A 14,060-nucleotide genomic window follows, 5' to 3' on the forward strand; every position below is an offset into this window, starting at 1 on the left:
GCCGTGATAGGGCCGTTCCGTTATTGACCCGCGAGTAACGAACTCGCTAGTTTCCGGGGGCCTCACCCCGAGCTCTCCGCCGCACACATCCCCCACCGTGCTGTCCTCCCGATTATTCGGAGCATCATGACGTCCCCTGTGCGTGCCGTCGACCTGATCATGTGCATCACCCCTTTCGGAGAACCCGATGCCCGGCTCGCCACAGCGGTCTGTGCCGCCGGCGGACTCGGTGTCCTGGACCTGGGGCGCGGTGACCGAAGAACCCGGGAGGCGCTGGCCCGGCTGAAACGGGCGGCGCCGGCACCGTACGGCGTGCGGGTCGCCCCCGGTTGCGCGCTCACCCCGCAGGACCTCGGCCCGGCGCCCGACACGGTGGTCCTGGCCGCCGGCGCACCCTGGGCCGTCGGCCAACTCGACCCGCGCAGTCGCGTGTTGGCCGAGGTGGCCGACCTCTCCGGGGCCCGCGAGGCGGTCGCCGCCGGAGCGCACGGGCTGATCGCCCGGGGCGCCGAGAGCGGCGGCCGGGTGGGCGGGCTGAGCACCTTCGTCCTGCTCCAACAGCTGCTCGACACACCCGAGTTGGACGTACCGGTGTGGGCCTGCGGAGGCATCGGTCCGCGTACCGCGGCGGCCGCGGTGGCCGGCGGTGCGGCCGGAGTCGTCCTGGACAGCCAGCTGGCCCTGCTCGCCGAGTCCCGGCTGCCCGAGGCGACGGCGGCCGTACTGCGCTCCCTGGACGGCGCCGAGACGACCGTCGTGGCGGGTCACCGGGTACTGCACCGGCGCGGCCCGGACGCCGTGCGCCCGCCCGCCGACGACCCGGCCGCGGTCGCCGCGCTGCTGGGTGCCGAGGACCTGCGCACCCAGTTGCTGCCGGTGGGACAGGACGGCTTCCTCGCCGCCCGGTTCGCCGAGCGGTGGAGCGATGTACGGCGGACCGTGCGGGAGTTGACGGCGGCGATCCGAGAAAGCGGCGGCGCCATCGCCCCGGACGCGTTACGGCCCGCCACCTCCGCCATGAGCCGCGCCCTCGGCACCAGGCTGCCCGTCGCCCAGGGCCCGATGACCCGGGTCAGCGACCGGGCCGCCTTCGCCGCGGCCGTCGCCGACGACGGGGCGCTGCCCTTCCTGGCGCTGGCCCTCGCCGACGGCGCCCGCACCCGGGAGATGCTCACCGAGGCCAAGGCCGCGCTGGACGGCCGGCCCTGGGGCGTCGGCGTGCTCGGCTTCGCCCCCGAGGAACTCAGGAACGCCCAGCTCGACGCCGTACGGGAACTGCGGCCCAGCCACGCGATCATCGCGGGCGGCCGCCCCGCCCAGGCGGAGGCGCTGGAGCGGGCCGGGATCAGCACCTTCCTCCATGTGCCCTCGCCCGGGCTGCTCCGGCAGTTCCTGGAGGCCGGGGCCCGCAAATTCGTGTTCGAGGGCTCCGAGTGCGGCGGCCACGTCGGACCGCGCGCGAGCTTCCCGCTCTGGGAGGCCCAGCTCGCCGTACTGGAGGACTTCCCGGAGGCCGAAGGCCTGGAGGTGTTCTTCGCGGGCGGCATCCACGACGAGCGCTCCGCGGCGATGGTCGCCGCGCTCGCCGCGCCGCTGACCGCCCGGGGCGCGGCCGTCGGCCTGCTCATGGGCACCGCCTACCTGTTCACCGAGGAGGCCGTGGACCGGGGGGCGATCCAGCCCCTCTTCCAGCGCCAGGTCAGGGCCGCCGCCTCGACCGCCCTCCTGGAGACCGCACCCGGCCACGCCACCCGCTGCGTGCCCAGCCCCTTCACCCTCGACTACCACCAGCGCGAGGCGGAACTGCGGGCGAACGGGGTACCGGACCGGCGGCTGTGGGAGGAACTGGAGCGGCTCAACGTCGGCCGGCTGCGCATCGCCAGCAAGGGCGTCGACCGTGCGGACGGCGGCGAGCTGACGCCCGCGGACGAGCAACGCCAGCTCAACGACGGGATGTTCATGGCCGGTGAGGTCGCCGTGCTGCGCTCGGCGACGACCACCGTGGCCGCCCTGCACCATGCCGTGACCGACGGTGCCGCCAACTTCCTGGCCCAGCGGCGGCCGGAACCCGAACAGCGCCCGGAGCCGCCCGCCCCCGCCCCGCTCGACGTCGCGATCGTCGGCATGGCCGGGATGTTCCCGCAAGCCCCCGACCTCGCGACCTTCTGGGCCAACGTGGTCGCAGGACACGACGCCGTCACCGAGGTCCCGTCCGAGCGCTGGGACCCGGCCGTCCACCACGCCGACGGCAACACCACCTCCAAGTGGGGCGGTTTCCTGCCCCCCATCCCCTTCGACCCGCTGAGCTACGGCATCCCGCCCGCCTCCCTCGGCCACATCGAACCGGTCCAGCTGCTCGCCCTGGAGGCCGCCCGGCGCGCCCTGGACGACGCCGGATACGGCGCCCGGGGACGGGAGTTCGACCGCTCCCGCACCTCCGTGGTCTTCGGCGCCGAGGCCGGCAGCGACCTCTCCAACGCGGCCACCCTGCGCGCCGTACTGCCCTCCTACTACGGCAAGGTCCCCGACGGCCTCGAAGAGCAGCTGCCCCGGCTCACCGAGGACTCCTTTCCGGGCATGCTCGCCAACGTCATCTCCGGGCGGATCGCCAACCGCCTCGACCTGGGCGGCGCCAACTACACCGTGGACGCCGCCTGCGCCTCCTCGCTGGCCGCCGTCGACGTCGCCTGCAAGGAACTCACCGCCGGCACCAGCGACGTCGTGCTGTGCGGCGGCGCCGACCTGCACAACGGCATCAACGACTACGTCCTCTTCTCCTCGGTGCACGCCCTGTCACCGACCGGCCGCTCCCGCGCCTTCGACGGCTCCGCCGACGGCATCGCGCTCGGCGAGGGCGTGGCCTGCGTCGTCCTCAAGCGGCTGGCCGACGCCGAACGCGACGGGGACCGCATCTACGGCGTGATCAAGGGGCTCGGCTCGTCGAGCGACGGCCGCTCCCTGGGCCTGACCGCCCCGCGCCCCGAGGGGCAACGGGCCGCCCTGCTACGCGCGTACCGCAACGCCGGCGTCTCCCCGGCACAGGTCGGCCTGGTGGAGGCGCACGGCACCGGGACCGTCGTCGGCGACCGCACCGAACTCACCATCCTCAGCGAGGTGTTCACGGAAGCGGGCGCGGAGAACGGCGGTTGTGCGCTCGGCTCGGTCAAGTCCCAGATCGGGCACACCAAGTGCGCCGCCGGACTCGCCGGGATGATCAAGACCACTCTCGCCCTGTACACCGGCGTCAAGCCGCCCACCCTGCACCTCGACCGGCCCAACGCGGCCTGGAAGGAAGAGGACAGCCCGTTCGCCTTCCACTCCGAGGCCCGGCCGTGGGCCGCTCCGGCCGCCGAACGGGTCGCGGGGGTCAGCGCGTTCGGCTTCGGCGGCACCAACTTCCATGTGGTGCTGGGCGCCTACGACAGTGTCGTACCGCCGGAGCAGGGGCTGGACCTCTGGCCCGCCGAGCTGTTCCTGTTCCGGGGACGGGACGAGAAGGCCGCCCACCGGGGCGTCGAGGAGATCCTGCGGGCCGCCGAGACGGGTTCCTGGCGGCTGCGTGACCTGGCGCTCGCCGCCGCCCGCCGCTCGGACGCCTCGCACGAGCCGGTGCGGGCCGCGGTCGTGGCGCGTGACCCGGACGAGCTGACCGGGCAGCTGCGGCGGGTCCTCGCGCAGGAGCACGACCCGGCCGCCGGCCTCCACCTGGCCGACCCGGCGGCCGACACCGACGCCAAGGTCGCGTTCCTCTTCCCCGGCCAGGGCAGCCAGCGCCCCGGCATGCTCGCCGACCTCCTCGTCGCCTTCCCCGAACTCCAGCACTACCTCCAGCTCGGCCGGGCCCACGCCGGCCCCCTCTACCCGCCGGCCGCCTTCGACGACACCACCCGTGAGCGCCACCGGGCCGCCCTCACCGACACCCGGGCCGCGCAGCCCGCCCTCGGCATCACGGGCCTCGCCGCCCACGCCCTGCTGACCGCGGCCGGGGTCCACCCCGACATGGCCGCCGGACACAGCTACGGCGAACTCGTCGCCCTCAGCGCGGCCGGCGCCCTCACCCCCGAGACCCTCCTGGAGCTCAGCGCCGAACGGGCCGCCGCGATCCTGGCCGCCGCGGGCGACGAACCGGGCACCATGGCCGCCGTGTCCGGCCCGGCCGAGGACGTCGAGCGCGCGCTGCGCACCGCCGGGGTCCCGGACTCGGTCGTGGTCGCCAACCACAACTCGCCCAAGCAGAGCGTGATCTCGGGGCCCACCGAAGAAGTGACCGAAGCCGTACGGCTGTTGCGTGCGGGCGGGCTCGGCGCCAAGCGGATCCCGGTGGCCTGCGCCTTCCACAGCCCGGTGGTCGCCGGCGCCGGGGACCGGTTCGCGGAGGTCCTCGCGGAGACGGCCGTACGACCGCCCGAGTTCCCGGTGTGGTCCAACCGCACGGCGACCCCCTACCCGCCGGATCCCGGTGCCGTACGCGCCGAACTCGCCGCCCAGATCGGCTCCCCCGTCGCCTTCGCCGCCCAGATCGAGGCGATGTACGAGGCCGGGGCGCGGGTCTTCGTCGAGGCCGGGCCCGGCACCGTCCTCACCCGGCTCGTCGGGCAGATCCTCGGCGACCGCCCGCACACCACGGTGGCCTGCGAACCCCGTGCCGGCAGCGGGCTGCGCGGCTGGCTCGACGCACTCGCCCGGCTGGCCGTGGCCGGGGCACCGGTACGCACCGCCTGGCTGCTGCGCGGCCGTGACGCCGTGGACGCGGTCCGCACCCCGGTGCCCAAGCGCCCTGGCTGGACGGTCGACGGACAGCTCGTGCGCACCGCCACCGGAGACCTCCTGCCCGGTGCCCTCGCACCGGCCCGACGAGTCGTGGAGACGACTGTGACGACGAACCAGCCGCACGGCGCCCCGGCCGACCGGGACGCGCTGATCTCCGAATTCCTGCGCACCAGCCGGGAGATGATCGCCGCGCAGCGCGATGTGCTGCTCACCTACTTCGGGGCCACACCGGGGACGGTACCCGCCGCGCCGGTCTCGCCGCAGCAGGCCGCGCCCGCGCTGGCACCCGCTCTCGCCCCCGCACTCGCGCCCGCCGACATCGTCGTACCCCAGCCGGAACCGGTGGCCGGGCCGGCCGCGCCCGCCGGGGCGGCGACCGCGGAGACCGACGTCGAGCGGGTCGTCCTGGAGATCATCAGCGAGCGCACCGGTTACCCCGTCGACATGATCGAGCCCGACCTCGACCTGGAGGCGGACCTGAGCATCGACTCGATCAAACGGGCCGAGATCGCCGGGGAGCTGGCGAAGCGGCTCGGTATCGCGGGCGGGGCGGAGACCCTGGACGACGCCGAGCTGGAGGAACTGGCCAAGGCGCGGACGGCCGCGGCCGTCACCGGATGGCTGAAGGCGCGGGTCGACAGCGGCGAACGGCAGGAGGAGACGGCCACGGCCGCCACCGGCGGCACCACCGACCGGACGGGCGCCGCGGCCGAGCCGCCGGCAGCGGCTGTCGCGGCCGGCACGTCGAAGCCCGCACCCGGTCCGCGCGTACCGGCTTCGGCACTCCGGCCCGCCACCGCCGAGGAGATCCCCCCGGGCGAGGCGCCGAAGCGGTTCGAGATGCGTCCCGTCGCGCTGGCGGAGCCGGACGCCGTCGCCGACCCGGCCGCCCTGCTGTCCGGCAGGCGGTTCGTGATCCTCGGGGACGGCGCCCAACTGGCGGACCAGCACTCCGCGTACGGCTCCCAGCTGGCGGAACGGCTCTCCGCGTACGGCGCCGAGTGCCTGACCGTCGGCCCGGACCACCGGCTCGGCGAGGCGGACGCAACCGTGGACGGGGTGTTGTACCTGGGCGCGCTGCCCGGCAGCGACACGCCCGTGCTGCCGGATGCGTTCCCCGTGCTGCGGGCGGCCCTGGCGCGCGGCCCGCGCTGGCTACTGGCCGCCCGGCCCGCCGAGGGCGAGGACGCGGCCCGCTCGGCCGGGCTGCACGGGCTGTTCCGTACCGTCGCCCGGGAGTACCCGGAGACGGCCGCCCGGGTCGTGACCCTCGCGGACACCGGACCGGCCGCCGTCGCCGAGGCACTCCTCGCCGAACTGCTCGCACCCGAACCGACCCCCGTCGTACTGCGCACCGCCGCCGGCCGGCAGGGCCTGGAGCTGACCGAGGTGCCGCTGGGCCCGCTCGGCAGCACCGGCGCCGGACCGGCCGGGGAGGGGGCCGCCGAGGCCGCCGCGCTCGGCCTGGACCGGGACTCCGTGGTGCTGCTGGTCGGCGGGGCCCGGGGCATCACCGCGAAGTTCGCGGCCGGCCTTGCCGCCGCCTGCCGCTGCCGTGTCGAACTGCTCGGCCGGACCCCCGCGCCCACCGGCCCCGAGGCCCCGGACACCGCCGCCGCGGGTACCCCCGCCGAACTCCGCGCGGCCCTCGCGGCCCGGGGCGGACTCAAGCCCGCCGAGGTCAACCGGGAGACCGAACTGATCCTTGCCCAGCGGGAGATCACCGCCACCCTCGACGAACTCGCCGCACTCGGCAGCGAGGCGCGCTACCGCGCCGTGGACTTCCGCGACCGGGACGCCGCACTCCAGGCCGTCAAGGAGATCCACGCCGACCACGGCCGCCTGGACGGGGTCGTCTTCGCGGCCGGCGTGATCGAGGACCGGCTGATCGCCGAGAAGACCCCGGAGTCCTTCCAACGGGTCTACGGCACGAAGACGGCCGGCGCGACCACCCTGCTCGCCGCCCTTGAGGAGCTGCCCAACGGGCCCGGTTTCGCGGTGCTGTTCGGCAGCATCTCCGCCGTCCTCGGCAACCGCGGCCAGGCCGACTACGCCGCCGCCAACGACGCCCTGGAGAGCCTCGGCGCCGAGTGGGCGGACCGCACCGGCAACCGGGCACTGACCGTGCACTGGGGGCCGTGGGCGCCCACCGGCGGCCACACCGGCATGGTCAGCCCGGAGCTGGGACGCGAGTACGCCCGGCGCGGGGTCAAGCTGATCGACCCCGACGAGGGCGCCGCCGCGCTGCTGCGCGAGCTGGCCTGGGGTGCGGAGTCCGTCCGGGCCGTCGTCTACACCGCGTCGGGCTGGTGACATGACCGACGACCGCCAGACACCGGTCGCGATCGTGGGCATGGCGGTGCTGCTGCCCGGCGCCGCAGGCCTCGACGCGTACTGGAGAAACCTGCGCGACGGCGTGGACGCGATCGGCGAGGTGCCCGAAGGGCGCTGGGACGCGGACTACTACCGGCCCGGCTCGGCGGCCGGGCCCGCCGTCCCCGACCAGGTGTACTGCCGGCGCGGCGGCTTCGTGGACGGCCTCGCCGAGGTGGAGGTCACCCGGTACGGCATCATGCCGAACTCCGTCGACGGCACCGAACCCGACCAGCTGATCGCCCTCGACGTGGCCGCCGCCGCGATCGCCGACGCCGGCGGCGCGGACCGGCTGCCCGACCGGCACCGGATCGGCGTGGTCCTGGGCCGGGGCGGCTATCTCACGCCCGGTCTGGTCCGGCTCGACCAGCGGGTCCGGACGGCAGGGCAACTCGTGCGCACGCTGGGCGAGTTGGTGCCCGACCTCACGCCCGGCCAACTGGCCCGGGTGCGGGAGGCGTTCACCGAGCGGCTCGGGCCCGCCAGCCCCGAGTCCGCGATCGGCCTGGTCCCCAACCTCGCCGCCTCCCGGATCGCCAACCGTCTCGACCTGCGCGGCCCCGCCTACACCGTGGACGCGGCCTGCGCCTCCTCGCTGGTCGCCGTCGACCAGGCGGTCACCGAACTCACCGCCGGGCGCTGCGACCTGATGCTCGCCGGGGGAGTGCACCACTGCCACGACATCACCCTCTGGAGCGTCTTCTCCCAGCTGCGCGCGCTCTCCCCGAGCCAGCGCATCCGCCCCTTCCACCGCGACGCCGACGGCATCCTCATCGGCGAGGGTACCGGGGTCGTCGTCCTCAAGCGGCTCGCCGACGCCGAACGCGACGGCGACCGCGTCTACGCCGTGATCCGCGGCACCGGCGTGGCCAGCGACGGCCGTACCGCCGGACTCGTCAACCCCGACCCCGGCGGCCAGACCCACGCCGTACGCCAGGCCTGGCGGGCCGCCGGTCTCGACCCCGCCGCAGCGCACTCCGTCGGGCTCCTGGAGGCGCACGGCACCGCGACCCCGGCCGGCGACGGGGCCGAACTCACCACCCTCGCCGAGGTGTTCGGGCCGAGCGGCGGCAGCGACGAGCGGGCCGTGCTGGGCTCCGTGAAGTCGATGATCGGCCACACCATGCCGGCCGCCGGAGTCGCGGGGCTGGTCAAGGCCGCCCTCGCCCTGCACCACGCCACCCTGCTGCCCACCCTGCACTGCGACGACCCGCACCCGGCCCTCGCGGACACCCGCTTCCGCACCCTGGACCGGGCCGAGCCCTGGGAGACCACCCCCGAACAGCCGGTGCGCCGGGCCGGGGTGAACGCCTTCGGGTTCGGCGGGATCAACGCACACGTGGTGCTGGAGGAGGCGCCCGGCGGGCGTGCCGCCGCCGTGGCGCCCGTCACGACGGTCACCGAGCCCGAGCGCGTCCTCCTCCTCGCCGCCCGCACCCCCGAACAGCTCGCCGCCGCCCTCGCCGCCGACGACTCCGCCGTCCTCGTCGCCGGTCTCGCCCCCGACCGTGCCCACCCGGAGGCCGGCCCGGCCCGCCTGGGCATCGTCGACCCCACCGCCAAACGGCTCGCCCTCGCCCGCCGCGCGGTCGGCAAGGGCCGGGCCTGGCAGGGCCGCAACGACGTGTGGTTCCGGCCCGCGCCGCTCCTCGACACCGGCAAGCTGGCCTTCGTCTTCCCCGGTCTGGAAGGCGAGTTCACTCCCCGCGTCGACGACATCGCCACGCATCTCGGCCTCCCCACCGTCACCGGCCCCGCCCCTCAGGACGTACGGGTCGGTGACGTAGGCCGTCATGGGTTCGGTGTCGTCGGCGTGGGGCGGCTCCTGGACACCGCGCTGCGCCGGATGGGCGTGGTCCCGGACGCGGTCGCCGGGCACAGCGTCGGCGAGTGGACGGCGATGGTGGCCGCCGGTCTCTACTCCGGCGACCAGGTGGACGCGTTCATGGCCGAGTTCGACCCCGACGCGGTCACCGTCCCGGGCCTCGTCTTCGCCGCCGTCGGCGCCCCCGCCGGGCGGGTCCTGGCCGCCCTGGACGAGGACTGGGCGGACGCCGGGATCGTCCTCTCCCACGACAACGCGCCCGGCCAGTCGATGGTCTGCGGTCCGGACCGGGCCGTGGCGGACTTCGTCCGCGCCTTCCGCGCCGACGGCGTGCTGTGCCAGGTGCTGCCGTTCCGGTCCGGTTTCCACACGCCGATGCTGGAGCCGTACCTGACGCCCATCAAGGAGGCCGCCGAGCGCTTCCGGCTGCACCGGCCGACGGTCCCGGTCTGGTCCGGCACCACCGCGGCCCCCTTCCCGCAGGCCGAGGCGGAGGTACGTGAGCTGTTCGTCCGGCACCTGCTGGAGCCGGTCCGGTTCCGGCAGCTGGTCGAGGCCCTGTACGCCGCCGGGCACCGCGCCTTCGTCCAGACCGGCCCCGGCCAGCTCGCCTCCCTCATCGCCGACACCCTCGGCGACCGCGATCACCTGGCCGTCGCCGCCAACTCCCCGCACCGCTCCGGCCTCGCCCAACTCCGGCGCGTGGCGACGGCGTTGTGGACGGCGGGCGCGTCGGTGGCACCGGCCGTCGTAGCGGTCGTCCCCCGCGCGAGCGGCACGGGAACGCCGGTACGACACCGCCCGCCCGTCCGCCTCGACCTGGACGGCGCCCTGGTGTCCCTGGACGGCCCGGTCCTGCACCGGCTCCGCGCGGAGCTGGGGCGTACGCAGGCCCCCACCGGCCCGTCCCCGCTCGACGAGCTGGCCGTCCGCGTCCCGGCCGCCGCCGAACTCAGCGCGCTGCTGCGCGACACCGCGGACACGGCGGTCGCCGTCCTCACCGCACGCCGGACACCGGCCCTGCCGATGCCCGCGGCCCCGTCGGCTCCCGCGGCCCCGCCCCTTGCGCCGGCCCCGCCCCTTGAGCCGGCCCCGCCGGTTCCACCGGTTCCGTCGGCCCCGCCTGCCCCGCCTGCCCCGCCTGCCCCCGCGACCCGCACCACCACCGTCCGGGTCTCCCCGGACACCATGCCCCACCTGCTCGACCACTGCTTCTACCCGCAACGCGCCGACTGGCCGGACATCGAGGACCGGTGGCCGGTGGTCCCGGCCACCACCATCGTCCAGCACCTGATGGACGCGGCCGAGGAGGCCACCGGACTGCGGGCGGTGGCCGTGCACGGCGCCCGTTTTGACCGCTGGCTCACCGCCACGCCACCCGTCGACGTCCCGGTCACCGTCACCCCCGAGGGCCCCGGCCGTGTCTCGGTCGCCTTCGGGCCCACCGCCCGCGCGGTCGTCGAACTCGCCCCCGGCCACGCGCCCCCGCCCGCCGCCCCCACCCCACCGCCGGCCCCCGAACGCACCCCCGACCACACCGCCGCCCAGCTCTACTCCGAGCGCTGGATGTTCCACGGCCCGGCGTTCCAGGGCGTCACCGAACTCACCGCGATCGGCGACCGGCACGTCCGCGGCGTGATCACCACGCCCGCAGCCCCCGGCGCCCTCCTGGACAACGTCGGCCAGATCCTCGGCTACTGGATCATGGCCACCCGCACCGAGCGGACCGTCGTCTTCCCGGTGGGGATGCGCGAGACCCGCTTCCACGGCCCGCACCCCGCACCCGGCACCGAGGTCGGCTGCCTGGTGCGGATCACCTCGCTCACCGACACCGTCCTGGAGGCGGACGTGGAGCTGACCGTCGAGGGCCGGGTGTGGGCCCGGATCGAGGGCTGGCAGGACCGGCGCTTCGACAACGACCCGCAGACCCGCCCCGTCGAGCGCTTCCCCGACCGCAACACCCTCTCCGAGGCACGGCCGGGCGGCTACGCACTGGTCCACGAACGCTGGCCGGACCTCGCCTCCCGTGAACTGATCATGCGCAACTCCCTCGGCGGAGTCGAGCGTTCGCAGTACGCCGAGCACGCGCCGCGCGGCCGCAGACAGTGGCTGCTCGGCCGGATCGCCGCCAAGGACGCGGTCCGGCAGTGGCTCTGGCAGCACGGCGAGGGCCCCGTCTTTCCCGCCGAACTCAGGGTCCACAACGACGAGTTGGGCCGCCCCTACGTGACCGGCGTGCACGGCCGCACGCTGCCCGCGCTGGACGTCTCGCTCGCCCACCGGGCCGAGGCGGCCGTGGCGATCGTACGACCGCACCGGCCCGGACCCGGCCCGGGCATCGACATCGAAGAGGTCACCGAACGCGACCCGGCCGCCCTGGCGGCCGCTCTCGGCGCGGACGAACTGCGCCTGCTGCACGGACTTTCCGGACCCGGCTCCACAGCGCTGTGGTTCACCCGGTTCTGGGCCGCAAAAGAGGCCGTCGCCAAGGCGGAGGGCACCGGATTCGACGGCCGCCCGAGGGACTTCGCCGTCCTGGAGGCGGCCCCGGACGGCAGCCGGCTGCTGGTCTCGGGCCGGCTGGAACGCGCCTACCCGGTGCACTGCGCGCCGGTCCGCAATCCCCCCGCACTGCCGGACCGCGACTACGTCGTGGCCTGGACCACCGGACCGGCAGCCGCAGACCCAGAGGAGGACCCGCGATGAATCCGACCCAGCCCGAAGTCCGCGCCGACGAGGAGGCGGTGCTCGCCGACCTCACCCGGATGCTCCGCGTCCTCCTGGAGGAGTACGGCGACGACGACGCCGAGATCGGCATGAGCACCACCTTCAACCGTGATCTGGAGCTGGAGAGCATCGACCTGGTCACCCTCGCCGGCCTTCTGGAGGAGCGGTACGGGAAGCGGGTCAACTTCGCCGAGTTCCTGGCCGGGATGGAGTTCGACGAGATCATCGGGCTGACCGTCGGCCGCCTGGTGGAGTACGTCGTGTGGAGCCTGAAGGCCACGGAGGCGGGCTGAGAGATGGCGATCGTCGACACCGGAGACATCCGGCTGCATGTGCAGAGAATGGGCCCGGGACAGGGCCGTACCCCGGTCGCCACCGTGGTCCTGGTCCACGGGCTGCTCACCGACAGCCTCGCCAGCTACTACTTCACCGTGGCGCCCGCCTTCGCCGTCTCCGGCCTGGACGTGGTCATGTACGACCTGCGCGGCCACGGCCGCAGCGGCCGGCCGGCCGGCGGCTACACCCTCGACCACAACATCGACGACCTGGAGGCCCTGCTCGACCAGCTGTCGATCACCGGCCCGGTCCACCTCGTCGGCAACTCCTACGGCGGCACCATCGCCTTCGGCTACGCGGCCCGCCACCCCGAACGCGCCGCCAGCCTCACCCTGATCGAGTCCGAGCCCGCCACCGCCGCCTGGGCGGACAAGCTCGGCTCCATCCTGACCCGGGTCGTCACCGAACTCGCCCACAACGAGTCGGACGCGATCGCCTGGATCACCTCGAACCGCGGCCACAACACCGCCCGCCTGGCCAAGGGCGCGGCCCGGCTGGCCCGCGAGACCTCCCTCGGCCGGGACATCCCGGCCAGCCGGGTCCTGACCGAGGACCAGATCAGCGCCGTACGCTGCCCGGTCCTCGGGGTGTACGGCGGTGACTCGGATCTGGTGGCGGTGGTCCCGCTGAAGGAGGCCCTGCTGGCGGACTTCCGGTCGGTGGTGCTGCCCGGACACGAGCACTCCGTGCTGGTCGAGGCGGCCGGCACGGTCGGCGGGCACATCATGGAGCTGATCCACTCGGTCAGCGGGGCGCGGGCGGCCGGCGTCCGGTGAGCGGCTTCCTCTTCGTCGTACCGCCCCTGGTCGGGCACATCAACCCGGCCGTCGGCGTCGCGGCCCAACTCGTCGTGCGCGGGCACCGGGTGGCCTGGGTCTGCCCCGACGCCGCGCTGCTGCGCCGGCTGGCGGGATCCGAGGCGCGGGTGTACCCGTGCGCCGGCACGGTCGAGGGCGAACGGCCCGCCGACCTGCGCGGCGCGGAGGCGCTGAAGTTCCTGTGGGAGTGGTTCCTGGTGCCGCTCGCCGAGGCGATGGCGCCCGGCGTCCGGGGGGCCGTCGACGACTTCCGCCCCGATGTCGTGGTCGCCGACCAACAGGCCTTCGCCGGCGCCCTGGTGGCCGAGCGGCTCGGCCTGCCCTGGGCGACCTCCGCGACCACCTCCGCCGAGTTCGGCGGCGCCTACGACGGCATCCCCAAGGTCGCCGAGTGGCTCCGGGCCCGGCTCGCGGAGCTCCGGGACCGCATCGGCGACCCGACGGGCACCGCCGACCCGCGCTTCTCGCCGTATCTGACGCTCGCCTTCACCACCCCGGAACTGGCGGGCTCCACCGATCAGATGACGGTACGTCACGTCGGCCCCTCGATCTCGGAGCGGCCGGTGGCCGACGGCTTCCCCTGGGAGTGGCTGGACCCGAGCCGGGAGCGGGTCCTCGTCTCGCTCGGCACCGCCAACGCGGACGTCGGCGGGCGGTTCCTGGCCGAGTGCGTGGCCGCCGTACGCGAACGCGCTCACCGGGTGCAGGCGTTGGTCGCCGACCCCGGAGGCACCCTGCCCCCCGCGACCGACGACAAGGACATCCTGATCCTGCCCTCGCTGCCCCAGCTGCCGCTCCTGGAGAGGGTCGACGCGGTCGTCTGCCACGCCGGGCACAACACCGTGTGCGAGGCCCTGTGGCACGGCGTCCCGCTGGTCGTCGCCCCCATCCGGGACGACCAGCCAGTGATCGCCGGGCAGGTCGTCGAGGCCGGCGCGGGCATCCGGGTCAGATTCGGCCGGGTCACCGCCCAGCGGCTGGGCGAGGCCCTCGACACCGTTCTGTACGAGCCCGGCCCGCGCACCGCGGCGGCCCGGATCCGCACCGCGTTCCGTGCCGCGGGCGGTGCACCGGTGGCCGCAACCCACCTGGAAGACCTGGCAGTCGACTCGCGATTCAGGAGTCTCAATGACGAAGTCAAGCCGCCTGCGTGACCGGTGGGGCGGAGGTGAAGACCCGTCCGTCACGCAGCAGCGCCCACAGCACGCTGG

At 75.0% G+C, this 14,060-nt stretch carries 5 protein-coding genes; all 5 read left to right on the top strand.

Translation table 11 applies throughout. From position 1 onward, the window contains the following. Positions 1 to 126 precede the first annotated feature (126 nt). The 5 genes from AB0D59_RS41595 to AB0D59_RS41615 are packed head-to-tail and all read left to right on the top strand — an operon-like array spanning position 127 to position 14,003. Positions 127 to 7,083 carry an SDR family NAD(P)-dependent oxidoreductase gene (locus AB0D59_RS41595; RefSeq protein WP_362576471.1) on the top strand — a complete coding sequence of 2,319 codons (6,957 nt, stop codon included), beginning with the start codon at positions 127 to 129 and terminating at the stop codon, positions 7,081 to 7,083. A 1-nt stretch (position 7,084) separates the two neighbouring features. Continuing rightward, on the top strand, positions 7,085 to 11,674 hold the full coding sequence (locus tag AB0D59_RS41600; RefSeq protein WP_362576472.1) for a beta-ketoacyl synthase N-terminal-like domain-containing protein: 4,590 nt from the start codon (positions 7,085 to 7,087) through the stop codon (positions 11,672 to 11,674). Next, positions 11,671 to 11,988, top strand: a complete 318-nt coding sequence (locus tag AB0D59_RS41605) for an acyl carrier protein (protein ID WP_351706099.1) — start codon at positions 11,671 to 11,673, stop codon at positions 11,986 to 11,988. Before AB0D59_RS41600 ends, AB0D59_RS41605 begins: the two co-directional genes overlap by 4 nt. 3 nt (positions 11,989 to 11,991) lie before the next feature. Further along, complete coding sequence (locus tag AB0D59_RS41610; protein WP_362576473.1) at positions 11,992 to 12,807, top strand: alpha/beta fold hydrolase; 816 nt, start codon at positions 11,992 to 11,994, stop codon at positions 12,805 to 12,807. Next, positions 12,804 to 14,003: a glycosyltransferase gene (locus AB0D59_RS41615; protein ID WP_362576474.1), complete on the top strand. Its 1,200-nt coding sequence runs from the start codon at positions 12,804 to 12,806 to the stop codon at positions 14,001 to 14,003. Before AB0D59_RS41610 ends, AB0D59_RS41615 begins: the two co-directional genes overlap by 4 nt. Positions 14,004 to 14,060 lie beyond the last annotated feature (57 nt).

The sequence above is a fragment of the Streptomyces sp. NPDC048417 genome, from assembly GCF_040651615.1.
Classification (GTDB): domain Bacteria; phylum Actinomycetota; class Actinomycetes; order Streptomycetales; family Streptomycetaceae; genus Streptomyces.

Bases quoted from the DNA above. Each gene is read 5' to 3' on its own strand.
- AB0D59_RS41595 (WP_362576471.1), top strand. From the start codon at position 127: ATGACGTCCCCTGTGCGTGCCGTCGACCTGATCATGTGCATCACCCCT.
- AB0D59_RS41600 (WP_362576472.1), top strand. From the start codon at position 7,085: ATGACCGACGACCGCCAGACACCGGTCGCGATCGTGGGCATGGCGGTG.
- AB0D59_RS41605 (WP_351706099.1), top strand. From the start codon at position 11,671: ATGAATCCGACCCAGCCCGAAGTCCGCGCCGACGAGGAGGCGGTGCTC.
- AB0D59_RS41610 (WP_362576473.1), top strand. From the start codon at position 11,992: ATGGCGATCGTCGACACCGGAGACATCCGGCTGCATGTGCAGAGAATG.